Here is a 25,286-nt window from a genome sequence, read left to right as displayed (position 1 = left end):
GACGGTAGACCCGCGAGCCCGTTCCCGCGTCCGGACGATACCGAGTGGTGACGGACGTCGGCTATGCTCGCCGCATGCACGCGCAGACGTCCAGCTGGTGGCCGCCCCAGGCGGCCGTCTAGTCCTGCGCTGATCACCAGCGGCCGCCCCGGACGGGCGGCCTTTTTCATGCCTTCTCCGGGGTGGTCCCCCTCGGAAAGGAACCCCCGTGAGCAAGCTGTCCGGCATCACGCCCTCCGGTCACGTCCACCTCGGCAACTACCTCGGTGCCGTCCGCCGCTGGGCGCGCGAGGGCGGCGCGGACGACCTGTACTTCGTCGCCGACCTGCACGGCATGACGAACCCGCACAACCCGGCGAAACTCCGATCACTGGCGAGGGAGCAGCTCGCCGTGCTGATCGCCGCCGGGATCGACCCCGAGCGGGTGTTCGTCCAGTCCGACCTGGCCCGCGAGCTGGGCGCGCTGACCTGGGTCCTGGAGTGCACCTGCAACTACGGCGAGGCCGCGCGGATGATCCAGTTCAAGGAGAAGTCCAAGGGGCAGGCCGGCGTGCGGCTGTCGCTGCTGACGTATCCGGCGCTGATGGCCGCGGACATCCTGCTGCAGGGCGCGGACGAGGTGCCGGTCGGCGAGGACCAGCGCCAGCACGTCGAGCTGACGCGGACGCTGGCCAAGCGGTTCAACGGCACCTACGGCGACGTGTTCACGATTCCCAGGGCGGTGCTCCCGCCCGCGGGAGCGCGGGTGAAGGACCTCGCCGACCCGGCGCGCAAGATGTCGAAGTCGACGCGGGACGCGGTGGGCGTGGTGTTCGCGCTCGACGAGCCCGACCAGATCCGCCGCAAGATCCGCCGCGCGGTCACCGACGGCGAATCGGTCCCGGCGCACGACCCGGAAACCCGCCCGGGGATGGCGAACCTGCTGGAGATCCTGGCCGCGTGCCGGGGCGGCTCGCCGGCCGACCTGGCGGCGGAGTTCTCGTCTTACGGCGCGGTGAAGGACGCCGTCGCGGACGCGGTGATCGAGGAGCTGCGCCCGCTGCGTGAACGAGCGTTAACGCTGCTCGACGACGTCGCGGAGCTGGACCGGGTCCGCAAGGCGGGCGCGGAGCGCGCCCGGGAGCGCGGCTCGCACCGGCTCGACGCGGCGTTGCGGATGATCGGCGCTAACTGAGCAGCGCGTGCAGGGCCGGGAGCAGGATCCGGTCGGCGGGCAGCCAGTCGAGACCGTCGAGGTCGTCGGGCCCGAGCCACCGCACGGCTCGGTGCTCGACGGCCCGCGGCTCTTCACCGGGCGAGACGAGCTTCGCGGCGTAGATGCGGAGGACCTTCTCGCCGGGCAGCGGCACGTCGTGACCGACGCGCGTCCCGACCTCGATGACGACGTCCAGCTCCTCGCTGCACTCGCGGGCGAGTGCGAAGGACTCGGACTCGCCCTCCTCGACCCGGCCACCGGGCAGTTCCCACTGCCCGGTGTGCTTCGGCGGCCAGGCCCGCTGCTGCGCGAGCAGCTTCCCATCCCGCACCAGGGCAGCACCCACGATCACACCGTTCACAGCCCCGGAATCTACCCGGAAGCCCCGCCGCGGGCCGCGCCCGGCGACCGTTCCCCACGCGCCGCGCCCGGCGATCGTTCCCCACGCGCCGCGCCCGGCAATCGTTCCCCACGCGCCGCGCCCGGCGACCGTTCCCCACGCGCCGCGCCCGGCGACCGTCCCCCACGCGCCGCGCCCGGCGACCGTCCCCCACGCGCCGCGCCCGGCGATCGTTCCCCGCGCGCTGCCGCCGAGCAGCGCGCCGCCGAGCAGGGCCGCCGCCGAGCAGGGCCGCCGCCGAGCAGGGCCCACCCGCCCTGGGGGTCCGCCCCGCTCCAGCGTATCGGGGCGGTCCGACGAAACCCGCTCGAAGATCGCCGCCGGTGCCCGGTTGTCCACATCACGGCGAGGCTGTGGGCAACCCGGCAACCCGGCAACTGCCGAGCACCCGGGACTCTCAGCCGGCCTCGCCGGCCGCGGCCGCGCGCCAGACGACCACGAACCGCGCTCCGCCGTCCGGCGACTCCCCCACCTGGACGCGGCCGCCGCGCCGGCGGACCGTCTCCGCCACCATCGCCAGCCCCAGACCCGTCCCGCCCGACGACCGGGCCCGGTCGTCCGCGATCCGGTAGAAGCGGTCGAACACCTTCTCGCGGTGCTCTGGTGCGATGCCCGGGCCGTCGTCGTCGACCACCACCCGCACCGACGACCTCGACGCCAGCACCGACACCACGATCTCGCCGCGCGCATAACGGCACGCGTTGCGCAGCAGGTTGTCGAGCACCAGCTCCACCTCGGCGTGCGCGGACGACGCCCAGGCCTGGGCGACCGCGTTGCTCACCCGCGTCTCCGGCGCCCCCGCCGGGAGCCGCGCCACCGCCGCGCGCACCTCGCTGACCAGCTCGACGGGCGAAGCCGGCGGCACCTCCCCCGCGTCCGACCGGGCCAGCGACAGCAGCCCGTCCAGCAGCGACGACAGCCGCTCGGCCTCCGTCAAGATGTCCGACAGCGTCTCCTGGGACAGCTCCGGATCCGGGTTCGTCACCGCCACCTCGGCCTGCACCCGGATGGACGCGACGGGCGACCGAAGCTCGTGCGCCGCGTCGCCCGTGAACCGCCGGAGCCGGTCGCTGGCCTGCTCCTGCCGCTCCATCAGCGCGTTGAACTCCTCCGCCAATGCGCGAAGCTCGTCGTGCGAGTCCGGCAGCGCCAGCCGCGCCCCCGGCGGCAACGCCCGGACCGAACCCCGCATGCGCGCCACCGGCCGCAGCGACAGCCGCACCACCAGCCACGTCGCGAGCCCCGCCACCAGCGCCCCGACCGACGCGACGACCACCAGCCAGACGCCGCCGTAGTGCACCGCGGCGGAGAACCCGACCAGGCCGGCACCCGCGACGACCAGCCGTTGCGACCCGTCCGGCGCGCTGACGACCGTGGCCAGGTACCGCGCGCCATCGCGCTGGACCGGCTGCCCGGCCTTGAGCGTCGAGATGTCGTACGGCGTAAGGCCGGTCGGGGTACCGCCGTCGACCGGCGTGCCCGCGGTGTCCAGCACCCGCAGCGTCACCGGCGCCGCGCCGGACAGCGGCCGCCCGGCGCTCACCTCGGCGCCCGCCGGGCCCAGCGCGCCGGACAGCTCGCGGTCGACCGAGTCGATGAGCAACGGCGACAGCTTCGCCGCCGCCAAAGCCGCCAGCCCGAGCAGGCAGCCCAGGGTGATCGTCGCGGCCAGCACGGTGATCCGGACCTGCAGGGACCGGCCCCGCCACCAGGAGATCACGGGGTGATGACCTCGTCGAGCTGCGCGTCGGAGGCCAGGTAGCCGTGCCCGCGCACGGTCCGCAGCAGCGCGCCGGCGCCGACCGCGTCCAGCTTGCGCCGCACGTATCCGACGTAGACCTCGACGAGGTTGCGCGTCACGGCCTGCTCCTCGCCCCAGACCGCGCGCAGCAGCTCGTCCTTCGTGACGACCGTGCCCGCCCGGCCGACGAGCACCTCGAGCAGCGCGAACTCGCGCGGGCTCAGCCCGACCTCCTCTCCGTTCCAGTGCACCTGCCGCAGCCCGCGGTCGACCGCCAGTGCGCCGAGCCGCAGCGTCCCCCGGCCCGCTTCCGGCCCGGCGCGGCGCAGGGTCGCGCGGACCTGCGCGACCAGCACGACGAAGGAGAACGGCTTGACGAGGTAGCCGTCGGCGCCGAGGTCGAGGCCGTCAGCCTGGTCGACCTCGCCGTCCTTGGCCGAGACGAGCAGCACCGGCGTCAGGACGCCGTCCTTGCGCAGCCGCTCCAGCACGCGGTAGCCGGACAGGCCCGGCAGCATGATGTCGAGCAGCACGACGTCGAACGAGCCGGTGCTCGCCAGCTGCAGCCCGGTGGGGCCGTCCGCGGCGGTGACCACGTCCATGCCCTCCGCGCGCAGCCCGCGTTGCAGTGCCTTCCGCACGCCCGGTTCGTCGTCGACCACCAGCACCCGAGGTTTCACGAGGTTCATCATGGCCGGTTTCCGCAGGTCGTGCGTCAGCTCTCAGCGCGATCTCAGCCGGAGAGGGAGAACCTTCAGGGGTATCTCAGTCTCGAGAGGGAAGCGTCGGAGCCAGGGAGCCGGGCACACTCGGGCTCGGGAACACCACAGGGAGAGACGCATGAAACCGAAGACGAAGGGCATCACCGCCGCGGTCGTCGGCACCGCGCTCGGTGCGGGCGGGCTCGCGTTCATCGCGATGCCGGCCAGCGCCGACGACAAGCCGGCGCTGCCGCAGGTGAGCGCCGAGGACCTGGTCCAGTCGGTCATGAAGGCCAAGCCGGGCGCGTTCGACGGCACGGTCAAGATCAGCAACGACCTGGGCCTGCCGTCGGTGGGGAACGCGCTGCCGGGGGCGTCGGCGCTGAACATCGACTCGGCGCACATCTTCAGCGACGGCGCCGGCAAGAGCCGCCTGGCCGCCACGCAGGGCGCCAGCCAGGAGACCGTGGTCCACGACGGCACGACCGTCTGGGACTACAGCTCCAAGACGAACACCGCGACGAAGGTGACGATCCCGGCCGACGTCGCCAAGCAGAAGGGCGCGGGCAGCGAGAAGACGCCCGACCCGATCACCGCGTCGACCGAGCTGCTCGCGAAGGTCCGCGAGAGCAGCACGGTTTCGGTCGACGGCACGGCGACCGTCGCCGACCGCCCGGCCTACGAGCTGGTGCTGACGCCGAAGCCGAGCGAGCGGACGCTGCTGCGCGAGATCCGCGTCGCGGTCGACTCGCAGACGCGGATGCCGCTACGGGTGTCGGTGCTGAGCAACGGCACGTCGACGCCGGCGCTCGAGGTCGCGTTCAGCGAGATCCAGTTCACGCAGCAGCCGGCCGACCTCTTCACCTTCACCCCGCCGAAGGGCGCCAAGGTGCAGGAGAAGACGCCGACGGTGGACGACAAGGACAAGGCCCTCGCCGAGCAGGCGAAGGACAACGTCAAGGTCGTCGGCGACGGCTGGGACACCGTCGTCACGGGCAAGGTCCCGGCCGACGCGCTGAACGCGGCGCCGAAGCAGCAGTCCGGCCGTGAGGGCCGCGGCAACGCCGACCCGAAGGCGCTGCTCGAGCGCTTCGCCAAGAAGGTCAGCGGCACCTGGGGCAGCGGCTACCTCGTCACCACGAAGGTGGGCACCGCGGTGCTGACCGACGACGGCCGGTTCGCCGCCGGCGCGGTGCCGGAGCAGGTCCTCTACGAAGCGCTGGGCCAGAAGTGACCAGCACCACTGTGGAGTCCGGGGCGGACGTTTCTTCGGAAGCGTCCGCCCCGGCGGTTCCCCTGGCGGCACGCACGCGGGGGCTGCGCAAGGTCTACGGCAGCACCGTCGCCGTGGACCACGTCGACCTCGACATCCCGGAAGGTGCGGTCGTGGGGATGCTCGGGCCGAACGGCTCGGGCAAGACGACCACCATCCGGATGCTGCTCGGCCTGGTCCGGCCGACCGAAGGCGAGGTCGAGCTGCTCGGGCGCAAGATGCCCGACGCCGCCGCGCACGCGCTGCCGGACGTCGGCGCGCTGGTCGAGGGGCCGGGCTTCCACCCGTTCCTCTCCGGGCGCGACAACCTGCTGCGCTTCGCCGCGGCCGAACCGCGGCTCGCGTCGGCCGGGATCCCGGCGGCGGTGGACTCGGCGCTGGAGCGCGTCGGGCTGACCGTCGCCGCGCGCCGGCGGTACAAGGGGTACTCGCTCGGCATGAAGCAGCGGCTCGGGCTCGCCTCGGCGTTGCTCGTGCCGCGGAAGATGGTTGTGCTCGACGAGCCGACCAACGGCCTCGATCCTGCGGGTACCAGGGAGATCCGCAGGATCGTCGCCGAGCTGCACGCTTCCGGCGTCACCGTGCTGGTGTCGTCGCACCTGCTGGCCGAGGTGGAGGCGACGTGCACGCACGTCGCCGTGCTGCAGTCCGGCAACGTCGTCGCGCAGGGCGAGCTGACCGAGCTGCTGGAGTCGGGGAACGCGGCCCTGCTGGTCCGCACGCCCGACGCGGAACAGGCCGTGGAAGTGCTGCGGGAGCACCGGATCGGCGTCCGGCTCACCCCGGACGGCGTCCGGGCCGACCTCACGGCGGCGGAAGCGCCGCGGGTGCTGCAGGTCCTGGTGGGCGCGGGGGTCGCGGTCCACGAGGCGACGCGGGCCCGCACCGGGCTGGAAGACCTGTTCGCCCGGCTGACGGAGTCCACTGTGGAGGGATCGGGATGACCGCCGTCCTGGAAGCACCGGCGGCCCGCACGGGCCACGACACGGTGCCGCTGACCCGCCTGCTCGCCGCGGAGCTGCGCTGGATCTTCCGGCGGCCGCGGACGCTGGCCGTGCTCGGGCTCCTCGCGCTGATCCCGGTGATCATCGGCATCGGCCTGACGCTGGTCGACGATAACGCGGCGAACGGCGGCGGCCCGGACGACGGCGGCGGCGCACTGCTGGCCTCCGCCGTCAACAACGCGTTCGTGCTGCCGATCGCGGCGGTCGTGCTGTCACTGGCGCTGCTCCTGCCGCTGGCCTCGGCGATGGCGGGCGCGGACGCGATCGCGGGCGAGACGGCGCACGGAACCCTGCGCGGCTGGCTGATCGCGCCGGTCGGGCGGGGCCGGTTGCTCGCGGTGAAGGCGTTCGGCGTCGCGACGGTGTCGGTGGTCTCGGTGCTGGCGATGTGCGTGACGGGCGTGGTGACCGGGCTGATCATCAACGGCACGGACTCGCTGTTCACGCTCTCGGGCACGACGTTGACGCTGGGCGGCGCGCTGGCCCGGATCCTGCTGATGGCGGGCTGGGTGGTGCTCCAGCTGTGGGCGGTCGGCGCGGTGGCGCTGGCGATCTCCAGCTGGACCGAGCACCCGATGCTGGTGGTGGCGTCGGTGCTGGCGGCCGACATCGTGTTCACGATCCTCGGTTTCCTGACGTCGCTGGACTGGCTGCACCCGTTCCTGCTGACGAAGGACTGGTCGGTGGCCCCGGCGGAGGTCCTGCAGGACCCGATGGGCGCCCAGATGCTGGGCGAAGGCGCTTTGCGCGCGGCCTGCTACATCGTGATCGGCCTGTCGCTGGCCTACGCGCGACTGTCCACTCGCGACGGCTGAGTCTCCCGGACGGCGTCGTCAGCCCACCAGCGCGACGCCGTCCGGGTCGAACTCCAGCTTCACGGAGTCGCCCGCCCGCAGGTCCGACGCGGCGGGCGCGACGGCGTCCACTGTGGATTCCTCGAGCTTGACGACGAGCCGGACGTGCTCGCGCCGGTGCACCGCCGCGACGACCTCGCCCGCCACGCCTTCGGTAGCCACCCGCAGTGCGTGCGGCCGCAGCCCGAGCCGCACCGGGCCGTCGTCGACGTCCGGCAGCGCGACGTCTCCCAGCTCGGTGTGCACGACCCCGCCGGCCACGACGCCGTCCACGAACGTCGTCACGCCGAGGAACCGGGCCACGTCGTCGTCCGCCGGGCTGCGCCACACGCGCCGGACCGCGCCCTCCTGGCGGACCTCGCCGGCGTCGAGCACCGCGACCCGGTCGGCCAGCGTGAACGCCTCCTCCTGGTCGTGCGTGACCAGCAACGCCGTGATCTTGCTGCGGCGCAACAGGTCCGCCAGGTCGATGGCCAGCTGCTCGCGCAAGCCGGCGTCCAAACCGGACAGTGGCTCGTCCAGCAGCAGCAGGCGCGGCTTCGGCGCCAGCGCCCGGGCCAGCGCCACCCGCTGAGCCTGGCCGCCCGACAACTCCGTCACCCGGCGCTTTTCGAAGCCGGAGAGGCCGACCAGCGCCAGCAGCTCCGCGACGCGCGGGGCCCACTGCGCGCGGGGTACGCCGTGCATCCGCAGGCCGAACGCGATGTTCGCGGCGACGTCGCGGTGGCCGAACAACTGGCCGTCCTGGAACACCAGCCCGAACCCGCGCCGGTGCACCGGCACCGCGCCGAGGTCGTCGCCGTCCCAGCTCACCGAGCCGCGGGCCGAGGGCTCCAGCCCGGTGATCGCGCGCAGCAGCGTCGACTTCCCCGAGCCGGACGGGCCGAGCAGGGCCAGCACCTCGCCGTCGGCGATGTCGAGCCGCGCGTCGCGCACCGCGGCGAACGATCCGTAGTGGACGGTCAGGTCCCGCACCGACAGCGCCATCAGAACTCTCCCACCCGGCCGCGTCCCAGCCGGTCGATCAACGCGACCGCCAGCACCGTCACGAGCATCAGCAGCGCGCACGCGGCGTACGCCATCTGGTTGTTCAGCTCCCCCGGCCGTCCCATCAGCGACGCGATCGCGACCGGCAGCGTCGGCGACGTCGGCCGGGCGAGGAAGCTCGTCGCGCCGAACTCGCCAAGGGCCACGACGAACCCGAACCCGGCCGCGGCGACGAGCGGCCGCAGCGTCAGCGGCAGGTCGATCTCCCGCCACACGCGCAGCGGGCTCGCGCCGAGCGTCGACGCCGCCTGCCGCAATCGGACATCGACCGAGCGCAGCACCGGCAGCACCATCCGCACGATCAGCGGGATGATCACCAGCGCCTGGGCCAGCGGGACCAGGTAAGGCGACGTCCGGAGGTCGCCGGGCAGCGCGTCGAGCGTCACGAGGTAGCCGAACCCGACGGTCACCGCGGACACCCCGAGCGGCAGCATCAGCACGGCGTCCATGGTCTCGCCCACGCCGCGAGCGGCCTTCGCGGGCGACCGGCGCAGCGCGACGAGCACCACCGACGCGAGCACGCCGACGACCATCGCGAGCAGCGTCGCGTCGATCGCCACCTTCAGCGAGTTCACCGCCGCGTCCCAGCCGGACACCTGCAGTGCGCCCTTCTCCCCGGTGCTTGTTAACGCTCGATAACCGGCGAAGCTCCAGCCGTCGGAAGTGGAGACCGACTCGACGAGCAGCGCGACGATCGGCGTCAGCAGCAGGGCCAGCACGACACCCGCGGCACTGACCACCGGCCACTCGCCGCCGCGCGGGCGCCGGGACGTGCCGACGCCGATCCTGGCGCCGTCCTTGCGCCGCCGGGCCAGCCCGCCGAGGACCAGGCTGGCGACCACGGCCGCGAACTGGATCAGCGACAGCGCCGCCGCGCCGGAGAGATCGAGGAGGTCGACGGTCCGCAGGTAGATCTCGGTTTCGAGGGTCCGGTACTTCGCGCCGCCGAGGATGAGGACCACCCCGAAGCTGGTGGCGCAGAACAGGAACACGACGGCCGCGGCGGACGCGATCGCCGGCGCCAGCGCGGGCAGCGTCACCGAGCGGAAGGCCCGCCACGGTGACGCGCCCAGCGCGCGGGCGGCGTCGGTCGTGCGCGAATCCAGCCGGGCCCAGAGCCCGGCGACGGTCCGCGCGACGACGGCGACGTTGAAGAACGCGTTGGCCAGCACGATCGGCAGCACGCCGCCGTCCGGCCACAGCGCCCGGAACGCCAGGCCGACGACGACGGTCGGCAGCACGAACGGCACCAGCACCAGCGTCCGCGCGAGGCCGACGCCGGGCAGTTTCACCCGGGCCAGCAGGAACGCCACCGGCAGCCCGGCGAGCACCGCGACGACGGTCGACGCCGCCGCGCTGCCGACCGTGAACGCGGCGAGTTGCCAGGTCCGCGCGTCGCCGAGGACGACGTCGAGGCCGCCCGCGGCGAACCCGCGGCCGATGATCGCCAGCACCGGCCACGCGAAGAACACCACCAGGAAGCCGATCGGGACCAGACCCAGCAGCGCCAGGCCGAGGCCGCGGGGCGTCCTTGGCGGGGCTACGACTGCACGAGCGTGCGCCATTCGCCGATCCACTTCTCGCGTCCGGCCTGGACCTGGTCCGCCGTCAGCGCCTGCGGCTTCTGCGGCAGCGGCGCGACCTGCGCCCAGCCCGCGGGCAGGTCGACGCCCTGGCGCGCGGGGTAGACGTACATGTTGGCCGCCACCGTCGCCTGGAACTGCTGGGAGAGCAGGAAGTCGACGACCTTGCGCGCGCTCTCGGCCTGCTTGCCGTTCGCCAGCACGCCCGCGTACTCGACCTGCCGGTAGCAGGTGTCGAGCAGCGCCTTGGTGCGCGGCTTGCCGTCGTCGCCGACCTCCGCCGCCGGCGAAGAGGCGTACGAGACCACGATCGGGCGCGGGCCCTTGCCGGACGAGCCGGAGAAGTCCTTGGTGTAGGCCTCTTCCCAGCCGCTGACGACCTTGAGACCGTTGACCTTCAGCTTCGTCCAGTAGTCCTTCCAGCCGGCCTCGCCGTACTTCGCGATGGTGCCGAGGAGGAACGCGAGCCCGGGCGACGCCGTCGCCGGGTCCTCAGCGACCAGCAGGTCCTTGTACTTCGGGTCGGCCAGGTCGTCGTACGACGCCGGTGCCGCGATGCCCTTGCTCGTGAAGTAGTTCGTGTCGACGTTGACGCAGACGTCGCCGACGTCGACCGCGGACAGCCGGTGCTCGGGGTCGACGGCGTAGCGCTGCGGCCCTCGGTCGGCCTCCGGGCTGGTGTACGGCTCGAAGACGCCTTCCTTGAGCGCGCGCGAAGCGAAGGTCGAGTCGACGCCGTACGCGACGTCGCCGATCGGGTTGGCCTTCGTCAGCACGAGCTTGTTGGTCAGCGAGCCGGCGTCGCCCTGCTTGAGCACGGAGACCTTGATGCCCGACTGCTTCTGGAAGGCGTCGAGCACCTCCTGCGGCGCCAGGAAGGAGTCGTGCGTCACGAGGGTGACGGTGGGCGTCTGCTGCGTGGCACCGTCACCGTCCGACAGCGAGCACCCCGCGGCGACGGCGCTGACGACGGCGATGGCCGTCGCGGCGCGCACAGCCCTGCGTTTCATCTACCCCTCCTGCACTTCGCCGGACGAGGAGGGAAAGCCCTCCCTTCGCCGGCATGATCCGGTCAGGTGCGAACGGTCGCGGGTGACCCCGCCTCTCAGCCCGGCTCGACCGGACTCCCGTGGCAACCGTGCAGCGTAGTCCAGGACGTACGACCATGGAGACATGACGGAAATCTTGAGCGACTCCGAGGCCGACGAACGCTTGAGCGCGGACTGGACCAGGTCCGGGAAGGTCATCTCCCGCGAGGTGGAGCTGGCGAGCTTCCCGCAGGCGATCGAGGTGGTGGACCGCGTCGCGGTGCTGGCCGAGGCCGCCGACCACCACCCGGACATCGACATCCGCTGGCGCACGCTGACGTTCCGTCTCAGCACGCACTCGGCGGGCGGGTTGACGGCGAAGGACTTCTCACTGGCGTCGGAGATCGACGCGGTGCTTTCTTCTTTGTGATCCCGGTTACGCGGAGTGCACTTTTCCGCGGTTTCGACGTCTCTCGGTAAACGACTTTGCTAGGAGAGACGGCTATGACGCAGGCGATCGTGGTAGGCACGGCGGCATTCGCGACGATGGTGGCGGCGGCCGGAGGTGTGCTCTGGTTCACGGTCCGGGGCCGTCGTCACCCGGATGCCGGTGAGTTCGATCACAGCCGCTAACAAACGGCAAGATCAGCGCGCTGAGCAGGGCGGAAGCATCGGATTTCGGCCCTAGGAAGCGCCATGAACAGCACCGCCACCGCCCCCCTCACCGCCGCCCAGCGCGCCTGGATCAACGCCCTCGCCCCCGCGGTGGTGCTGATCGCGATCGCGCTGATGGGCCTCCTCGGCTGAGTCGGCCCCGCGCCGTCGCCCTGATCTTCAGAGCGGCGGCGCACTCGTCTCCGGGCGCTCGATCCGATCCACGGACGGGAGCTCCTCCGGAACCTCGTCGCTCGTGGTCCAGTACTCGAGGCCGGACAGCCGCCCGTCGTCGGTGAACACGATGAGCCCGCCGTCGGGCGCGTCCGCCTCCACGACCACCCGCTCGGTGAGCCGGGCCGCCGGCAGCTCTTCGTCCACCGCGAGGTCGATCGTCGGGCACCCACAGCCACACCGGCCGGTGACCCAGGCCGTTTCCGCCTGCGCCCGCAGTTCGGCCGCGCCCGGGACGTCGCCGGCGAGCAGGAAGGTCAGCACCTCCCGCTCGCGCGGCGTCAGCGGACGGCTCATACGTTGAAGCGGAACTCCACGACGTCACCGTCGGCCATCGTGTAGTCCTTGCCCTCCATGCGGACCTTGCCCGCCGCGCGGGCCGCCGCCATCGAGCCGTTGTCCATCAGGTCGTCGTACGAGACGATCTCCGCCTTGATGAACCCGCGCTCGAAGTCCGTGTGGATGACGCCCGCGGCCTGCGGCGCGGTCGCGCCCTTCGGGATCGTCCAGGCGCGCGATTCCTTGGGGCCCGCCGTCAGGTACGTCTGCAGGCCGAGCGTGTGGAAACCCGCGCGGGCCAGGGCGTACAGGCCCGGCTCCGGCTGGCCGACCGACTCGAGCAGCTCGCGCACCGACTCCTCGTCGTCCAGCTCCAGCAGCTCCGCCTCGACCTTCGCGTCGAGGAACACCGCGTCCGCCGGGGCGACCAGCTTGGCCAACTCCTCGCGACGGGCATCGTCGGTGAGGATCGCCTCGTCGGCGTTGAAGACGTACAGGAACGGCTTCGTCGTGAGGAGGCTGTGCTCGCGAAGCAGCTCGAGGTCGACGTCCTTCTGCGCGGAGAAGAGCGTGCGGCCGCTGTCGAGGATTTCCTTCGCCTTCTGCGCGGCCTCGAGCGCGGGCTTCGCTTCCTTCTTGGTCCGCGCTTCCTTCTCCAGGCGCCAGACGGCCTTCTCGAGGGTCTGCAGGTCGGCCAGGATCAGCTCGGTGTTGATCGTCTCGATGTCGCTCATCGGGTCGATCCGGCCGTCGACGTGGATCACGTCGGGGTCGTCGAACACGCGGATGACCTGGCAGATCGCGTTGGCCTCACGGATGTTCGCGAGGAACTTGTTGCCCAGCCCGGCGCCCTCGGAGGCACCCTTCACGATGCCCGCGATGTCCACAAAGGACACCACAGCCGGCACGATCTTCTCCGACTTGTACAGCTCCGCCAGCTTGTCCAGCCGCGGGTCCGGCAGCGGCACGACGCCGACGTTCGGCTCGATCGTCGCGAACGGGTAGTTCGCGGCGAGCACGTCGTTGCGGGTCAGCGCGTTGAACAGGGTGGACTTGCCGACGTTGGGCAGGCCGACGATACCGAGGGTCAGACTCACGATCCCGCAGTCTACGTGCCGCGCCCGACCGGGGCCCAAGCGCCCAACGCCGCGTCGGATTTCCGCCAGCGACCGCGCTGACCTGCTGGCATGCTCGGATCCATGGTCACCGAAACGCTCGCACTCTGGCGGGACGCCGAGCGCTGCTACCGCGTGGTCACCGCCCGCGATCCGCGCTTCGACGGCCAGTTCATCATGGCGGTGCGCACCACCGGTATCTACTGCCGGCCGTCCTGCCCGGCGTCGACGCCGAAGGAGCGCAACGTCCGCTTCTTCCCGACGTCGGCCGCCGCGCAGGCCAACGGCTTCCGCGCCTGCCGCCGCTGTCTGCCCGACGCCGTGCCGGGTTCGCCGGACTGGAACGTGCGCGCCGACCTCGCGGCGCGGGCGATGCGCCTGATCTCCGACGGGACCGTGGAGCGCGAAGGCGTCCCGGGCCTCGCACGGCGGCTCGGCTACTCGGAACGCCAGCTCGGCCGGGTGCTGACCGCCGAGCTGGGCGCGGGCCCGCTCGCGCTGGCCCGGGCGCACCGCGCGCACTCGGCCCGGCTGCTGATCGAGATGTCGGGGCTGCCGCTGACGGACGTCGCGTTCGCGGCCGGCTTCTCCAGCGTCCGGCAGTTCAACGAGACGATCCGCGAGGTGTTCGCGACGACGCCATCGCAGCTTCGCGCCTTCGCCGCGTCTCGACGTGGACGCCACGGCGACGTGAGCGGGACGCGCCTCAGCCTGCGGTTGCCGTTCAGGCCGCCTTTCGACGCTGGCGGGCTGCTTCGCTTCTTCGCGGCTCACGCGGTTCCCGGTGTCGAGGAGGTGACGTCGACGTCCTACGCGCGGACGTTGCGGCTCGCGCACGGCACCGGCGTCGTCCGGCTGACGCCGGAGCCGGACCACGTGCGCTGCGAGCTGCTGCTGACCGACCTGCGAGACCTCGGCAGCGCGGTCAGCCGGGTGCGGCGGCTACTCGACCTCGACGCCGACCCCGCGGCGGTCACCCGGGTCCTCGGTGCCGACCCGGCGCTGGCCCGGGTCGTGACGGCCGTACCGGGGATCCGCGTCCCGGGCACCGTCGACGGTGCGGAGCTGGTGGTCCGCGCCCTGCTCGGCGACCGGGTTCCCGCGGCGCTCGGCGAGGAAGTGGCGGGCGAGTGGGGCGTGACGCGCTTGTTCCCGTCGGCGGACCGGCTCGCGGCTGTCATGCCCGAGCACGCGGGGATCGCCGCGCTGACCGAAGGGCGCCTGGACGTGCACGTCGGCCGCGACGCGGCCGAGCTGCGCGCCGAACTGCTCGCGTGCCCCGGGATCGACGGCGCCACCGCGGACTCCGTGCTGACGCGCGTACTGGGCGCACCGGACATCCTGCCGGCCGCGGACCTCGCCGTCCGGCGTGGCGCCGGGGCACTGGGCATCCCGCCGGACTCACTGCCCGAGCGAGCCCGGGAGTGGACGCCGTGGTGCTCCTACGCCGGGATGTACCTCCGGCAGGCCGCCTGACGCGACGTCAGCCCTGCTCGCCGTGCCACAGGAGGGCCTGCGCGACGATCACCTGGGTGCCGTCGAACGTCGCGGCCGGCGAGCCGTGCAGGCGGTAGCCGAGGTCGAGCGCCTCACTGACGCGGTGGCAGAACTTCGCGTCGTCCGGGCCGGTGAGCAGGCGGTAGCGGGGCAGGCCGTTCGGCGGCTGGTCGGTCATGACTTCCACTCAACCGGCGCGCACCTCCACTGTCGAGCCGGTGCGGGACTTGCGGACCCGCAGCCTTGTCGGGATGCGCTGCCGCAGCTCCTCGACGTGGGACACCAGGCCGACCACCCGGCCGCCCGCGCGCAGCTCGTCGAGGATGTTCATCACGACGTCGAGGGTCTCGGCGTCCAGCGTGCCGAAACCCTCGTCGACGAACAGCGTGTCCAGCAGCGCGCCGCCGGTCTCCCCGGCGACGACGTCGGCCAGCCCCAGCGCGAGTGCCAGCGACGCGAGGAACGACTCGCCGCCGGACAGCGTCTTCGCCGGGCGGATGGTGCCCGAGTAGTCGTCGAGGACGTCGATGCCGAGCCCGCCGCGGGTGCCGCGGGCGCCGGCCGCGTCCGAGTGCACGAACGAGTACCGCCCCTGGCTCATCGTCCGCAGCCGGTGGGTGGCGGCGACCGCCACCTCTTCGAGCCGCGCCGCCAGCACGTACGACCGCAGTGACATCTTCCGGCTGTTCTGCCCGCGCCCGTTGACGACGTCCGCGAGCGCGCGCAGCTCGGCGTACGCCGCTTCGGCCGGTGCGAGGCCGGCGAGGGCCTTGCGCAGCAGGCCCGCCAGCCGGGTCAGCTCCTCGTGCTGAGCGGTCGCCACCCGCAGCGCCGCGTACGCGGAGTCGGCCCGCGCCCGCGCCAGCTGAGCCGCGTCGGCCGCGCGGTCGACGTCCGCGACGTCGTCCGGCGAGATCCCGAACAGGTCCGGCTCGGACAGCAGCGCCCGCGCTCCCGCCGCGGCCGCTTCGGCCTCGGCGATGCCCTGCTCCAGCTTCTCGATCTGCTCGTCCGGCAGCATCGCGGCTCGCGCTTTCTTCAGCGACGCGAACCCCTTCGCCTCGACCGCCGTCTCGACCAGCGCGCGCTGCTGGGCGACACGCTCCCGGGCGCCCGCGACGGCCGTCCGGGCCTCGCCGACCCCTTCCAGAGCCTCGGCCAGCCCGACCAGGTGCTCCCGCCGGGCACCGACGTCCGCGAACTCACCGCGCCCGGCGACGAGCCGGCGTTCACGCTCGGCCAGCCGTTCTTCCAGGGCCCGGACGTCGGTCGTGGCCTCGGTCGCCGCCTGCTCGGCCCGGCGGCGACGTTCGGTCCGCAGCTCCAGGTCGCGTTCCAGGAGGACGACCTGTTCGCCGAGCTTCGCCTTCCCGGCCGCCTGCTGCGTCAGCGAAGCGACCGACGCGCGGGCTTCGGCCAGCTCGGCGGTGATCGACTCGGCCGTGCGCTCGCCCAGCCGTTCCAGCAGGCCCGCCAGCCGCGCCTTCGCCTCTTCCAGCGCGACGACGACCCGCTGCCGCATCGCATCGGCGGCCTGTTCGGCCTCCTCGGCGGCGCGTTCCTCGGCCGGGTCGACGAGTTCGACATCCCGGTTCGCCGGCGCCGGGTGCTCGGCCGACCCGCAGACCGGACACGGCGCGCCGGCCGGCAACGCGGCGGCCAGTTCGGCCGCCATCCCGTCGAGCCGCCGCTCGCGCAGGTCGAGCCGGTGCTGCCGGGCCGCCTGATGCGTGTCGACGACCTCGCGCAGCTTCGCCTCGCCTCGCTCGACCTTCGCTCGCGCCTCGGGCAGCTCCGCCGCGTCACGCGCGAAGGTCCTCAGCTCGTCGACTTTGGCTTTGGCGCCCTCGAGCTTCGCCTCGGCTTCGGCCGCTTTGACGGCGTCCGCCCGCAGCTTGGCCAGCTGGCCGGGGAGGGCGGCCAGCTCGGTCGTCAGTTCTTCGACCTGCTGCCCGGCCGTGACGGCGGCCAGCTTCCGGTCGTCGCGCCGCATGACGTCGAGCTGCTGCTGTTCGGCCTCGGCGACGAGCTCCGCGACCGCGCCGGCCTCTTCCCGCGCGGTGGCCGCCCGCGCCTTGAGGTCGCCGGTGGCCCGGGTGCCGAACTCCCGCAGGTCCGCGCCGCGGGCCTTCTCCGCCTGCTCGGCTTCGGCCAGCTCCGCCGTGCGCCGGTCCAGCAGCTCGGCCTCCACGGCGACCCCGGCGGCCCGCCGCGCGGCCGCGACCTCCTGGGCCCACTCGGCGCGTTGCGGAGCCTGCTCGGTGATCTCGAGGAGCCGCAGGTGCGCGGTGCGGACCCGGCGGATCTTCTCCGCGTCGGCCCGCTCTTCCTGCAGGTGGACGTCCGCGCGCTGAGCCGCCGCGCGCGTGCGCTCCTCCTCGGCCGCGACCTGCGCGGCACGTTCGGCGCATGCCGCCAGCACGGTGCCGACCCACTCGCCGACGTCGGTTTCGGGCGGGTCCTGCTGGGCCTCCTGCGCGTAGCGCGCCAGCAGTTCCCGCACTTTTCCCTGCTGCTGGTCGAGTTCCCGGCCCCGCTCGACCCGCAGGTCGGCGAACCAGCGCTCGACGTCGGCGAAGCGCTCGGTGCCGAAGAGCCGCTCCAGCAGCTTCTCGCGCTCGGCGGTGTCCGAGCGCAGGAACCGGGCGAACTCGCCCTGCGGCAGCAGCACCACCTGGAAGAACTGGGCCGCGGTCATCCCGAGCAGCCGCTCGACGGTGCGCGCGACCTCCTCGATCCGGATCAGGCCCTCCGGCGGGAGCCCGCCCGGCGCGGCGCCGACCCAGCTCAGCGACACCCGCGCCTGCTGGGTGGTGGTGCCTTCGCCGCGCCGCTTCGGCCGCTGGTACTCCGGGTTGCGGACGATCTTCAGCCGGTGGCCCTGCACGGTGAGCTCCAGCGCGACCTCGGTGACCTGGTCGCGCTCGGCGAGGTCGCAGCGCAGCCGCTTGGCCTCGTTGCGGGCACCGGGAACCACGCCGAACAGCGCGAACGCGATCGCGTCGAGCAACGTGGTCTTGCCCGCACCCGTTTCGCCGTGCAGGAGGAAGAGACCGTCGGCGCCGAGCACGTCGAAGTCGACCACTTCGCGTGCGCAGTACGGCCCGAAGGCTTCGACCTCCAGCCTGTGCAGCCTCATTTCGCGAGGGCCCCCCGGTCGGCCGCTTCCAGTGCCTTGAACAGGAGCTGCTCTTCGCTCTCGGTCGGCGCGGCACCGCGGCAGTCGTCGAGGAAGCTGCGCGAGATCTCGATGTCCGACCGGCCGCGCACGGCGTCGGAGTAGCGCAGCGGGGCGCCGCTGTACCCGCCTTCGGGCTCCCATTCCAGGTGCACCGCATGGGGAAACCGCCCGCGCAGCCGCCGCATCGCGTCCACCGGGCGGACCGGGTCGGTGACCGTGACCGAGAGGAAGTGCTCGAGGAGCTCGTCGTGCGCCGGGTCGACGAGCAGGTCTTCGAGCGGCCCGCGGAGGGTCGCCAGCGCCCTCGGCACCGGCAGTTCGTGCCGGCGGACCTCGGCGAGCCCGCTTTCGTCCAGGTCGACCAGCCAGACCGATTTGCGTTGCCGTGCCTCGGAAAACGAGTACGCCAGCGGGCTTCCGGAGTACCGCAGGTGCTCGGCGAGCGTCTGCGGGCCGTGGAGGTGGCCGAGCGCCACGTAGTCGACGCCGTCGAAGACCGAGCCGGGCACCTGCTCGACCCCGCCGACCGCGATCGTGCGCTCGGACTCGGTCGGTTCGCCGCCGGTGACGAACGCGTGCGCGAGCACGACCGACCGGACGCCCGGCCGGGTTCCGAGGTCCGCGCGGATCCGCCGCATGGCCTCGGTGAGCACGCCGGTGTGGCCGCGCGCCTCCGGCACACCCAGCGCGTGGCGCGCCGGTTCCGGCTCCAGGTAAGGGATTCCGTAGACGGCGACCGGGCCGTGGGCGTCGTCCAGCAGCATCGGCTCGGCCAGCCCCGCGATGGTGGTGCGCAGGTGCAGCCCGCCGGCCGCGGCGAACTCCGCGAAGGCGCCGAGCCGCGGCGCGGAGTCGTGGTTCCCCGGGGTGACGACCAGTTGCGCGCCGGCGGCGCGGATCCGCGCGACCGCCGCGGTGGCCACCCGGACGGCCTCGGCCGACGGCACCGCGCGGTCGTAGATGTCGCCCGCCACCAGGACGGCGTCGATCGCCTCGCCGGCCACGAGGCCGGCGAGGTGCCCGAGCACCGCTTCCTGTTCCGCGAGCAGATCGGCGCCGTGGAACGTGCGGCCGATGTGCCAGTCGGAGGTGTGCAGGAATCTCACGAGGGCCAAGGTACGACCCGCCTCCGACGAAATCGCGCAGGCTCGCCGCCTCCTCACTCGAACGTGTGTACTAACACGAGAGTGCCGATTCGGACACGCCCTGCGTGGATTCGATTTGTTCGCAGGTCAGCTACCCAGAGCGACGGATCGGGTGCGGTTTTTGTCGGTGGGGTCCGCCATGATGTCTGCGCGGTCGGATCCAGGCGGCCCGGAGGGAGGAGGCGAAGTGGCGACAGTGCTGACCACCGCGGCGATCGTGCTCGCGGTCCTGCTGCTGTTCGCCGTCGCGGTGCTGTGGCGGCTCTACAACGACGGGATGCGCCGGGCGGACGCGGCGGCCCGGCAGGTGGCGGCCGAGCGGGCGAAGTCGGACCAGCAGCAGCTGGCGCTGCGCCGCTACGAGGTCGCGTTCGCCTCGATCAGCGGGCGCGGCGAACTGGGCGAGCAGGTGCTGGTGGAGACGGCGCGGGCGCTCGGGCTGCGCGAGAACCTGCACTTCACCCTGCAGACGGACGTCGGGGGCGGCGGCTCGGCGAAACCGGACATGGTGCTGCGGGTGGGCGGCGACCGCACGGTGCCGGTGGACGCGAAGGCGAGCATGGCGATCTGGGCCGAGGCGGTGGAGACCGACGACCCGGCCGAGCGGATCGACGCGTTGCGCGCGCACGTCCGCCAGGTCCGCTCCCGGGCGGCCGAGCTGGCGGGCAAGGGCTACCAGCGGTGGGCCGACGCGATCTACGGGACGATCATGTTCATCCCGTCCGACGCCGCCGTGGTCGCGGCGCTGGACACCGACCCGGAGCTGCTGCGCTGGCTGATCGACCGGCGGGTGTTCCTGTGCGGCCCGACCGGGTTCGGGGTGCTGGCGTCGGCGGCCCTGTTCGCGGCGAGCGACCGGACGTTGGAGGCCGACGTCGAGCAGGTGCGAGCCGGAGCGGCGGCGGCCCACCGCGCGGCGGGCGGCGCGGTGGAGGCACTGAACCTGTCGAGCACGCACCTCCAGCGGTTCCTGTCGGCGCGACGGCGCGAGATGGAAGCACTGGAGACGTTCCGGGCGACGGTGGCACCACTGACGGACGCGGCGGGCAGCCCCTCGGCGGTCCCCCAGGTGCGGAAGGGGGACGAACTGGCGGCCAGCTGAGCTCACCGCGCTCCTGCGCCGGCGGCGACCGACGCGCTGTCGCGAGCCTCCTACCTGCGACGATCCACGGACACCCGGCCACGTGAAGGAGACAAACCGGAAGCGCTCGCAAAGGACTGGACCACGTCACAGCAGCACCCGGCGGACCACTCGGGTCACGCCGCCGGGTGGCGATACACCCACGTCGGCGGCGGTGCTGGCAAGATCTTCACAACCACGAGATACGGTGTTGTGCTGTGACCGCGATTCGCGATCGCCAGAGCGATCCAGATGCCGACGACGTCCACGTGCCGTGGGACGAGCGTCCAGTCGTCGGTTCGAGGCGCGGGTTGCCGTGGTGGGCGGCGGTCCTGGTCGGCCTCGTCCTGGCGATCGTGGGCGCCCTCATCGGCAAGCCGAGCCAGACCAGCATCCCGGTGATCTTCACGGTCTGCTACATCGCCGGGGCCGTCATCGCGGTCTGCGCGGTGCGGCGCCGCGGGCTGTTCGGGCCGATGGTGATGCCGCCGCTCGTGCTGGCCGTCACCGTGCCCGGCGTGATCCTGCTGACCTCGGGCTCCGAGGGCGACGACATGCTCTCGAAGGTGCTGAGCATCGGCACCCCGCTCATCAACGGCTTCCCGATCATGGCGATCACGACCGGCATCACGCTGCTGATCGGGTTCGTCCGGATCTTCCGCGAACGCGACCCGGACGCCCCCAAGAAGGGCAAGGCGGCCGACCGCCGGTCAGCGGACGAGGACGACGAGAAGCCCTCGACGCGCGCCGCGGCGACGTCGGCGGGCGGTCGTCCGCGGCCGCCCGGGTCGAACCGCACCGGCCAGACACCGCTGCCTCAGGGCGCACGCCGCGGCCGGGACGGCGAACCGCCGCGACGCCCCCGCCCGCCCGCGGACGGCGAACGCCGCACCCCGCGAGCCGGCGCCCCGGCCGAACGCGACCGCGGCGCACGCAAGCCACCCCCGGCAGGCCGCCGCACACCACCGCCCGCGGAGAGCGACCCCCGCCGACGCGGCGACGCCCCCCGCCGACGCCCCCGCCCGCCCGAGGACGGCGGCCGCGACAAGCCACCGCCCCGCCGCCCGTCCGGCGAACGGGGAGCCCCACCGCGCCGCAACCGCCCCTGGGACGACGAAGAGCGCTGAAGACCACCGAAGAGGCGGTCACCTTCTACGGAAGGTGACCGCCTTTTCGCGTCGCAAGTGATCGCCGACGGACTCGCGTGATCGAGGACCGAGCCGGCGTGGCCGCGAACGGAACCGCGCGGCCGAAGACCGGACTCGCGGGCGCGAAAGCCGAGCCCGCGCGGCCACGGACGCAACCGCGCGCCCGAAAGCCGCACTCGCGTGACTGCGACCCGAACCAGCGTGATCAAAGGCCGCGCCCCACAACGCAATCCGGCGGCGAGCCGCACCCGCGACCCGCCGCCGAACCGACCGAAACCTCAGACCTTCCGAAGCTCCTTCGGCGGCGCGAAGGTGATCTTCTCGTTCGCCGTAGTCACCTCGTTGACGTCGCCATAACCCCGCTCGGCCAGCCAAGCGAGCAGCTCCATCACCAGCTCGTCCGGCACCGACGCCCCGGACGTAACCCCGACCGTCGTCACCCCGGACAGCCACGCCTCGTCGACCTCGTGGGCGAAGTCGACCAGGTACGACGCCCGTGCCCCGGCCTTCAACGCCACCTCGACCAGGCGCTTCGAGTTGGACGAGTTCGTCGACCCGACCACCAGGACCAGGTCGCACTCCGCCGCCATCGCCTTGACCGCAACCTGGCGGTTCGTCGTCGCGTAACAGATGTCGTCGCTGGGCGGGTCCGCCAAGCCCGGGAAGCGCTCGCGGAGCTGGTCCACGCGCTCCATCGTCTCGTCGACCGACAGCGTCGTCTGGGACAGCCAGATCACCTTCGACGGGTCGCGGACCTCGACCTTGTCGACGTCCTCCGCCTTGTCGACCAGCTGGACCTTGTCCGGCGCCTCGCCGGCCGTGCCCTCGACCTCTTCGTGGCCCTCGTGGCCGATCAGCAGGATGTCGTAGTCGTCCTTGGCGAACCTGTTGACCTCCTTGTGCACCTTCGTCACCAGGGGGCAGGTCGCGTCGATCGTGCGCAGGTTCCGATCGGCCGCCTCCGCGTGGACCATCGGCGAGACGCCGTGGGCGGAAAACACCACCAGCGCGCCCTCGGGCACTTCGGACGTCTCGTCGACGAAGATCGCGCCGCGCTCGCGCAGCGTGTCGACCACGTGGCGGTTGTGGACGATCTCCTTGCGGACGTACACCGGGGCGCCGTAGACCTCGAGCGCCTTCTCGACGGCGATCACCGCGCGGTCGACGCCGGCGCAGTAACCACGGGGTTTGGCGAGCAGCACCCGCTTGCCGGAAGCGGTGCCGGTGATCGTCGGGGTACCCGCGGGCTCGATTCCGGGACTCGCTGAACTCATGGCACCCAGCGTACGGGCAGTCCCGAGACGAACTCGAAGTCCCTTTCGGGTGAGCTTCGTCCCCCTACCGTGCTGTGCCCGGCGTCACGCAACGCGCCCAACTCCACCCGTTCGGTTGGGCAGGATGGCGGATATGCGGCAGGCTGGACGCATGAAGCCATTCCCGCTCCCCCTCCGGGTCGCCGCGGGCCTCGCCGTCTCCACCGCCGAGCGGGTTCGTGAGCTTCCCCGGCAGCTCGCCGGGCTCCCGGTGACCGTGGTCAGCCAGGTGCTGCAGGCCTCCATGCGTGTCCAGCAGCACGTCACCGAGCTGGCGATCAAGGGCGACAACGCCCTGTCGAGCCTGCGCCCCGTCGAGGACGCCCCCAGCTGGGCGACCTTCGACGAGGACCTCCAGCCCGACGTCCCGCCCCTGCGGCCGAACCTCGCGCCGGTCGCCGACGTGCCGGAGCCGCGCTCCGAAATCAACGGTCACATTCCGTCAGCGGCCGAACTCGAAGCGGAGCTTGGCGATCCGTGGGCCGAAGAGGAACGCGCGCTCGCCGAGGACCACGCCGACGGCGAGAACGACGCCGCGGAGGACGAGACCAAGCCGAAGCCCGGCACGCCCAAGATCGACAAGAAGGCCAAGGGCGACATCCCCCGGACCAGCGCCGGCGGGTACGACGGCCCGGCCGGGCTCACCGGCTACGAGCAGCTGACGCTCCCGCAGCTGCGGGCCCGCCTGCGCCAGCTCTCGATCCCCCAGCTCGAGACGATCCTCGAGTACGAGCGCGCGCACGCCGACCGCTCGTCGTTCACCGGGATGCTGTCCCGCCGGATCGCCAACGCGCGCAAGGCCGATCAGGCCAAGGAGAACGGCGAGGAAAACGGCACGGAAGGCCGGTGAGCACCGAGTCCGCCGCGGCACCCTCGAGCACCGCCGAAAACCCGTGGCCGGTCCGGACGGTCGCGCGCAAGATCGGCGACTGGATCCACCGGCTCGGCAGCGTCTGGGTCGAAGGCCAGGTCACGCAGGTCAACTCGCGGCCGAACACGCAGACCGCGTTCCTGACGCTGCGTGACCCGTCGGCGGACGTCTCGATGTCGGTGACCTGCCCGAACTGGCTGATCCGCGAGATGGAGCCGCCGCTGCGCGAGGGCGCGAGCGTCGTCGTGCACGCGAAGCCGTCGTTCTTCTTCGGCCGCGGCACGATCAGCCTGCGCGCCGACCAGATCCGCGCGGTCGGCATCGGCGAGCTGCTGGCCCGGATCGAACGCCTGAAGAAGCTGCTGACCGCCGAAGGCCTCTTCTCGGCGCAGCGCAAGCGGCCGATCCCGTTCCTGCCGAAGGGCATCGGGCTGATCACCGGCCGCGCGTCGGCGGCCGAGCGGGACGTGCTGGTCAACGCGCAGGCGCGCTGGCCGCACGTCCAGTTCAAGGTGTTCAACACCGCGGTGCAGGGCTCGCAGGCCGTCCCGCAGGTCATGCGCGCGCTGCGCATCCTGGACGCCGATCCCGAGGTCGACGTCATCGTCATCGCCCGCGGCGGCGGCAGCGTCGAGGACCTGCTGCCGTTCTCCGACGAGGCGCTGTGCCGCGCGGTGTCCGCGGCCGGGACGCCGGTGGTCAGCGCCATCGGGCACGAGCCCGACACCCCGCTGCTGGACTACGTCGCCGACCTGCGCTGCTCGACGCCGACCGACGCGAGCAAGCGGATCGTCCCGGACCACCGCGAGGAGACCGAGCGCGTCCGGCAGATGCGCGACCGCGGCCGGCGCGCGCTGCACGGCTGGGTCGACACCCAGACGCGGCTGCTGACCCAGCTGCGCAGCCGCCCGTCGCTGGCCGACCCGCTCGGCCCGGTCCAGCGGCGCCAGGACGACGTCGACGTCCACCGCGAACGCGCACGCCGCGCCATGCTGACGCTGCTCGCCAAGGACCAGGCCGAGCTGGCGAGCGCACGGGCCCGGCTCACCGCGCTCGGCCCGGCCGCGACGCTGGCCCGCGGCTACGCGGTCGTGCAGTTCCTCGACGCCGAAGGCAACCTCCAGGTACTCCGCTCCGTCTCCGAAGTCGAGGCCGGTGCCCAGCTGCGCGTGCGCGTGGGCGACGGTGCGATCGGCGCGGTGGCGGAAGGAGCACAGGGGTGACGCTGAAGGCGGCGACGTTCCTCCCCCTCACCATGGACGCGGCCCGGCGGTTGGGCTCGCGTCCGCTGCTGGACCAGGCGATGCGCACCGACCGGGCGGCCGCCGAGTGTTGGACGGCGCTGCTCGCCGGCTGTGGCGGCGCCGCTCGCCGCGAGCTGGGGCCGCAGCTGCGCCGGCTGTCCGAGGCGACGTCGACGCAGGTCGGCTCGCGCTGGTGGTTCGCCGAGGGCGCCGGGCACCGCAAGCGGGTGGCGGGCGCGCAGGAGAACCTCGAAGAGGCGATCGCGGAGGGTGACGGCCAGGAGTTCGCGCTGGCGTTCGTCGGGTACGACCACGCGATGGCCAGCGCGGTAGTGTGCGCCACCAGCAGCGCAAGCCGGAAGGTCGGAGAACGCCCAGCGTGAGTGAAGCAGCCAGCGAGGAACTCGGCTACGAGCAGGCCCGTGACCGCCTCGTCGAGGTCGTCCGCGAGCTCGAAGCCGGTGGCCTGTCCCTCGAGCAGTCGCTCGCGTTGTGGGAGAAGGGCGAGAAGCTCGCGAAGGTCTGTGAGCGCCATCTCGAAGGCGCCCGCGAGCGCATCGAGGCTGCTCTGGCGTCCGTCGAGGACGAAACCAGCGACAGCCAGTGACGTTTGCCATGCTTTCGGCATCGGGAAACCGGACAGGGATCTGACAGACTGT

General features: G+C 72.7%; 25 protein-coding genes and 1 riboswitch. Of the genes, 13 read left to right on the top strand and 12 right to left on the bottom strand.

Going from position 1 to position 25,286, the window contains the following annotated elements:
• The first annotated feature begins 208 nt into the window (after nucleotides 1–208).
• Nucleotides 209–1,174 (top strand): tryptophan--tRNA ligase, encoded by a 966-nt coding sequence (gene trpS / locus ACZ7OU_RS13225; protein WP_470255199.1) that lies wholly within the window; start codon nucleotides 209–211, stop codon nucleotides 1,172–1,174.
• On the opposite strand, the gene ACZ7OU_RS13220 is transcribed toward trpS, so the two are convergent.
• The 3 genes from ACZ7OU_RS13220 to ACZ7OU_RS13210 form a co-directional block, all read right to left on the bottom strand.
• Nucleotides 1,167–1,556 (bottom strand): (deoxy)nucleoside triphosphate pyrophosphohydrolase, encoded by a 390-nt coding sequence (locus ACZ7OU_RS13220; RefSeq protein ID WP_470242416.1) that lies wholly within the window; start codon nucleotides 1,554–1,556, stop codon nucleotides 1,167–1,169. The two genes, trpS and ACZ7OU_RS13220, sit on opposite strands and share 8 nt — an antisense overlap.
• A 436-nt stretch (nucleotides 1,557–1,992) precedes the next feature.
• Nucleotides 1,993–3,315, bottom strand: coding sequence for a sensor histidine kinase (locus tag ACZ7OU_RS13215; RefSeq protein ID WP_470255198.1), 1,323 nt, complete (start codon nucleotides 3,313–3,315; stop codon nucleotides 1,993–1,995).
• Complete coding sequence (locus tag ACZ7OU_RS13210) at nucleotides 3,312–4,028, bottom strand: response regulator transcription factor (protein ID WP_470255197.1); 717 nt, start codon at nucleotides 4,026–4,028, stop codon at nucleotides 3,312–3,314. Before ACZ7OU_RS13210 ends, ACZ7OU_RS13215 begins: the two co-directional genes overlap by 4 nt.
• A 148-nt stretch (nucleotides 4,029–4,176) precedes the next feature.
• On the opposite strand from ACZ7OU_RS13210, the gene ACZ7OU_RS13205 reads away from it, so the two are divergent.
• From ACZ7OU_RS13205 to ACZ7OU_RS13195, 3 genes are read left to right on the top strand one after another with little or no spacing between them, the layout of a single operon-like run.
• The gene (locus tag ACZ7OU_RS13205; RefSeq protein ID WP_470241690.1) at nucleotides 4,177–5,271 is read left to right on the top strand and encodes a LolA family protein; all 1,095 of its coding nucleotides are present in this window, start codon (nucleotides 4,177–4,179) and stop codon (nucleotides 5,269–5,271) included.
• Entirely contained in the window at nucleotides 5,268–6,254 is a 987-nt protein-coding gene (locus tag ACZ7OU_RS13200) for an ABC transporter ATP-binding protein (RefSeq protein WP_470241691.1), read from the top strand. The genes ACZ7OU_RS13205 and ACZ7OU_RS13200 overlap by 4 nt, the downstream gene beginning before the upstream one ends.
• Nucleotides 6,251–7,129 (top strand): ABC transporter permease, encoded by an 879-nt coding sequence (locus ACZ7OU_RS13195; RefSeq protein WP_470255196.1) that lies wholly within the window; start codon nucleotides 6,251–6,253, stop codon nucleotides 7,127–7,129. The genes ACZ7OU_RS13200 and ACZ7OU_RS13195 overlap by 4 nt, the downstream gene beginning before the upstream one ends.
• 18 nt (nucleotides 7,130–7,147) lie before the next feature.
• Here ACZ7OU_RS13195 and ACZ7OU_RS13190 read toward each other — a convergent pair whose 3' ends face one another.
• Genes ACZ7OU_RS13190 through ACZ7OU_RS13180 form a run of 3 tightly spaced genes read right to left on the bottom strand, consistent with a single transcriptional unit; the run spans nucleotide 7,148 to nucleotide 10,808 of the window.
• Nucleotides 7,148–8,155 (bottom strand): ABC transporter ATP-binding protein, encoded by a 1,008-nt coding sequence (locus ACZ7OU_RS13190; RefSeq protein WP_470255195.1) that lies wholly within the window; start codon nucleotides 8,153–8,155, stop codon nucleotides 7,148–7,150.
• Complete coding sequence (locus ACZ7OU_RS13185; RefSeq protein ID WP_470255194.1) at nucleotides 8,155–9,780, bottom strand: ABC transporter permease; 1,626 nt, start codon at nucleotides 9,778–9,780, stop codon at nucleotides 8,155–8,157. The genes ACZ7OU_RS13190 and ACZ7OU_RS13185 overlap by 1 nt, the downstream gene beginning before the upstream one ends.
• The gene (locus ACZ7OU_RS13180; RefSeq protein WP_470255193.1) at nucleotides 9,756–10,808 is read right to left on the bottom strand and encodes a thiamine ABC transporter substrate-binding protein; all 1,053 of its coding nucleotides are present in this window, start codon (nucleotides 10,806–10,808) and stop codon (nucleotides 9,756–9,758) included. The genes ACZ7OU_RS13185 and ACZ7OU_RS13180 overlap by 25 nt, the downstream gene beginning before the upstream one ends.
• 22 nt (nucleotides 10,809–10,830) lie before the next feature.
• Nucleotides 10,831–10,939: riboswitch (TPP riboswitch) on the bottom strand.
• Nucleotides 10,940–10,971: 32 nt separating this feature from the next.
• Between ACZ7OU_RS13180 and ACZ7OU_RS13175 the strand changes: the two genes are divergently transcribed.
• Together ACZ7OU_RS13175 and ACZ7OU_RS13170 are read left to right on the top strand one after the other, a co-directional pair.
• A complete protein-coding gene (locus tag ACZ7OU_RS13175) occupies nucleotides 10,972–11,256 on the top strand; it encodes a 4a-hydroxytetrahydrobiopterin dehydratase (RefSeq protein ID WP_470241696.1) in 285 nt (94 codons plus the stop codon).
• A gap of 74 nt (nucleotides 11,257–11,330) precedes the next feature.
• A complete protein-coding gene (locus ACZ7OU_RS13170) occupies nucleotides 11,331–11,459 on the top strand; it encodes a hypothetical protein (RefSeq protein WP_257926468.1) in 129 nt (42 codons plus the stop codon).
• A 201-nt stretch (nucleotides 11,460–11,660) separates the two neighbouring features.
• On the opposite strand, the gene ACZ7OU_RS13165 is transcribed toward ACZ7OU_RS13170, so the two are convergent.
• Nucleotides 11,661–12,011 (bottom strand): hypothetical protein, encoded by a 351-nt coding sequence (locus tag ACZ7OU_RS13165; protein ID WP_470255192.1) that lies wholly within the window; start codon nucleotides 12,009–12,011, stop codon nucleotides 11,661–11,663.
• Nucleotides 12,008–13,090 carry a redox-regulated ATPase YchF gene (gene ychF / locus ACZ7OU_RS13160; RefSeq protein WP_470241698.1) on the bottom strand — a complete coding sequence of 361 codons (1,083 nt, stop codon included), beginning with the start codon at nucleotides 13,088–13,090 and terminating at the stop codon, nucleotides 12,008–12,010. The genes ACZ7OU_RS13165 and ychF overlap by 4 nt, the downstream gene beginning before the upstream one ends.
• 102 nt (nucleotides 13,091–13,192) lie before the next feature.
• On the opposite strand from ychF, the gene ACZ7OU_RS13155 reads away from it, so the two are divergent.
• Nucleotides 13,193–14,584, top strand: a complete 1,392-nt coding sequence (locus ACZ7OU_RS13155; RefSeq protein ID WP_470255191.1) for an AlkA N-terminal domain-containing protein — start codon at nucleotides 13,193–13,195, stop codon at nucleotides 14,582–14,584.
• A gap of 7 nt (nucleotides 14,585–14,591) precedes the next feature.
• On the opposite strand, the gene ACZ7OU_RS13150 is transcribed toward ACZ7OU_RS13155, so the two are convergent.
• From ACZ7OU_RS13150 to ACZ7OU_RS13140, 3 genes are read right to left on the bottom strand one after another with little or no spacing between them, the layout of a single operon-like run.
• Complete coding sequence (locus ACZ7OU_RS13150; protein WP_329055352.1) at nucleotides 14,592–14,783, bottom strand: DUF1737 domain-containing protein; 192 nt, start codon at nucleotides 14,781–14,783, stop codon at nucleotides 14,592–14,594.
• Between the two features lie 9 nt (nucleotides 14,784–14,792).
• Nucleotides 14,793–17,744 carry an AAA family ATPase gene (locus tag ACZ7OU_RS13145; RefSeq protein WP_470255190.1) on the bottom strand — a complete coding sequence of 984 codons (2,952 nt, stop codon included), beginning with the start codon at nucleotides 17,742–17,744 and terminating at the stop codon, nucleotides 14,793–14,795.
• Nucleotides 17,741–18,892 (bottom strand): exonuclease SbcCD subunit D, encoded by a 1,152-nt coding sequence (locus ACZ7OU_RS13140; protein ID WP_470255189.1) that lies wholly within the window; start codon nucleotides 18,890–18,892, stop codon nucleotides 17,741–17,743. The genes ACZ7OU_RS13145 and ACZ7OU_RS13140 overlap by 4 nt, the downstream gene beginning before the upstream one ends.
• A gap of 226 nt (nucleotides 18,893–19,118) precedes the next feature.
• Here ACZ7OU_RS13140 and ACZ7OU_RS13135 point away from each other — a divergent pair, with 226 nt between their 5' ends.
• Nucleotides 19,119–20,033, top strand: a complete 915-nt coding sequence (locus tag ACZ7OU_RS13135; RefSeq protein ID WP_470241702.1) for a DNA recombination protein RmuC — start codon at nucleotides 19,119–19,121, stop codon at nucleotides 20,031–20,033.
• A 236-nt stretch (nucleotides 20,034–20,269) separates the two neighbouring features.
• Nucleotides 20,270–21,178: a DUF6542 domain-containing protein gene (locus ACZ7OU_RS13130; RefSeq protein WP_470255188.1), complete on the top strand. Its 909-nt coding sequence runs from the start codon at nucleotides 20,270–20,272 to the stop codon at nucleotides 21,176–21,178.
• A 299-nt stretch (nucleotides 21,179–21,477) separates the two neighbouring features.
• Here ACZ7OU_RS13130 and ACZ7OU_RS13125 read toward each other — a convergent pair whose 3' ends face one another.
• The gene (locus tag ACZ7OU_RS13125) at nucleotides 21,478–22,473 is read right to left on the bottom strand and encodes a 4-hydroxy-3-methylbut-2-enyl diphosphate reductase (RefSeq protein ID WP_470241704.1); all 996 of its coding nucleotides are present in this window, start codon (nucleotides 22,471–22,473) and stop codon (nucleotides 21,478–21,480) included.
• A 151-nt stretch (nucleotides 22,474–22,624) separates the two neighbouring features.
• On the opposite strand from ACZ7OU_RS13125, the gene ACZ7OU_RS13120 reads away from it, so the two are divergent.
• From ACZ7OU_RS13120 to ACZ7OU_RS13105, 4 genes are read left to right on the top strand one after another with little or no spacing between them, the layout of a single operon-like run.
• The gene (locus ACZ7OU_RS13120) at nucleotides 22,625–23,362 is read left to right on the top strand and encodes a lipid droplet-associated protein (protein ID WP_470255187.1); all 738 of its coding nucleotides are present in this window, start codon (nucleotides 22,625–22,627) and stop codon (nucleotides 23,360–23,362) included.
• A complete protein-coding gene (xseA, locus tag ACZ7OU_RS13115; RefSeq protein WP_470255186.1) occupies nucleotides 23,359–24,606 on the top strand; it encodes an exodeoxyribonuclease VII large subunit in 1,248 nt (415 codons plus the stop codon). Before ACZ7OU_RS13120 ends, xseA begins: the two co-directional genes overlap by 4 nt.
• A gap of 32 nt (nucleotides 24,607–24,638) precedes the next feature.
• Entirely contained in the window at nucleotides 24,639–25,010 is a 372-nt protein-coding gene (locus tag ACZ7OU_RS13110) for a hypothetical protein (RefSeq protein WP_470255922.1), read from the top strand.
• Nucleotides 25,007–25,234 carry an exodeoxyribonuclease VII small subunit gene (locus ACZ7OU_RS13105; protein ID WP_439383565.1) on the top strand — a complete coding sequence of 76 codons (228 nt, stop codon included), beginning with the start codon at nucleotides 25,007–25,009 and terminating at the stop codon, nucleotides 25,232–25,234. The genes ACZ7OU_RS13110 and ACZ7OU_RS13105 overlap by 4 nt, the downstream gene beginning before the upstream one ends.
• Nucleotides 25,235–25,286 lie beyond the last annotated feature (52 nt).

The organism is Amycolatopsis sp. NPDC114505, from assembly GCF_055633615.1.
The sequence above is the reverse complement of the archived record's forward strand: the minus strand, read 5'-3'. Positions and strand labels throughout refer to the sequence as shown.

Bases quoted from the DNA above. Each gene is read 5' to 3' on its own strand.
- ACZ7OU_RS13180 (WP_470255193.1), bottom strand. From the start codon at position 10,808: ATGAAACGCAGGGCTGTGCGCGCCGCGACGGCCATCGCCGTCGTCAGC.
- ACZ7OU_RS13175 (WP_470241696.1), top strand. From the start codon at position 10,972: ATGACGGAAATCTTGAGCGACTCCGAGGCCGACGAACGCTTGAGCGCG.
- ACZ7OU_RS13210 (WP_470255197.1), bottom strand. From the start codon at position 4,028: ATGATGAACCTCGTGAAACCTCGGGTGCTGGTGGTCGACGACGAACCG.
- ACZ7OU_RS13110 (WP_470255922.1), top strand. From the start codon at position 24,639: ATGGACGCGGCCCGGCGGTTGGGCTCGCGTCCGCTGCTGGACCAGGCG.
- ACZ7OU_RS13170 (WP_257926468.1), top strand. From the start codon at position 11,331: ATGACGCAGGCGATCGTGGTAGGCACGGCGGCATTCGCGACGATGGTG.
- ACZ7OU_RS13165 (WP_470255192.1), bottom strand. From the start codon at position 12,011: ATGAGCCGTCCGCTGACGCCGCGCGAGCGGGAGGTGCTGACCTTCCTG.
- ACZ7OU_RS13195 (WP_470255196.1), top strand. From the start codon at position 6,251: ATGACCGCCGTCCTGGAAGCACCGGCGGCCCGCACGGGCCACGACACG.
- ACZ7OU_RS13205 (WP_470241690.1), top strand. From the start codon at position 4,177: ATGAAACCGAAGACGAAGGGCATCACCGCCGCGGTCGTCGGCACCGCG.
- ACZ7OU_RS13150 (WP_329055352.1), bottom strand. From the start codon at position 14,783: ATGACCGACCAGCCGCCGAACGGCCTGCCCCGCTACCGCCTGCTCACC.
- ACZ7OU_RS13185 (WP_470255194.1), bottom strand. From the start codon at position 9,780: ATGGCGCACGCTCGTGCAGTCGTAGCCCCGCCAAGGACGCCCCGCGGC.
- ACZ7OU_RS13190 (WP_470255195.1), bottom strand. From the start codon at position 8,155: ATGGCGCTGTCGGTGCGGGACCTGACCGTCCACTACGGATCGTTCGCC.
- ACZ7OU_RS13155 (WP_470255191.1), top strand. From the start codon at position 13,193: ATGGTCACCGAAACGCTCGCACTCTGGCGGGACGCCGAGCGCTGCTAC.
- ACZ7OU_RS13125 (WP_470241704.1), bottom strand. From the start codon at position 22,473: ATGAGTTCAGCGAGTCCCGGAATCGAGCCCGCGGGTACCCCGACGATC.
- ACZ7OU_RS13120 (WP_470255187.1), top strand. From the start codon at position 22,625: ATGAAGCCATTCCCGCTCCCCCTCCGGGTCGCCGCGGGCCTCGCCGTC.
- ACZ7OU_RS13145 (WP_470255190.1), bottom strand. From the start codon at position 17,744: ATGAGGCTGCACAGGCTGGAGGTCGAAGCCTTCGGGCCGTACTGCGCA.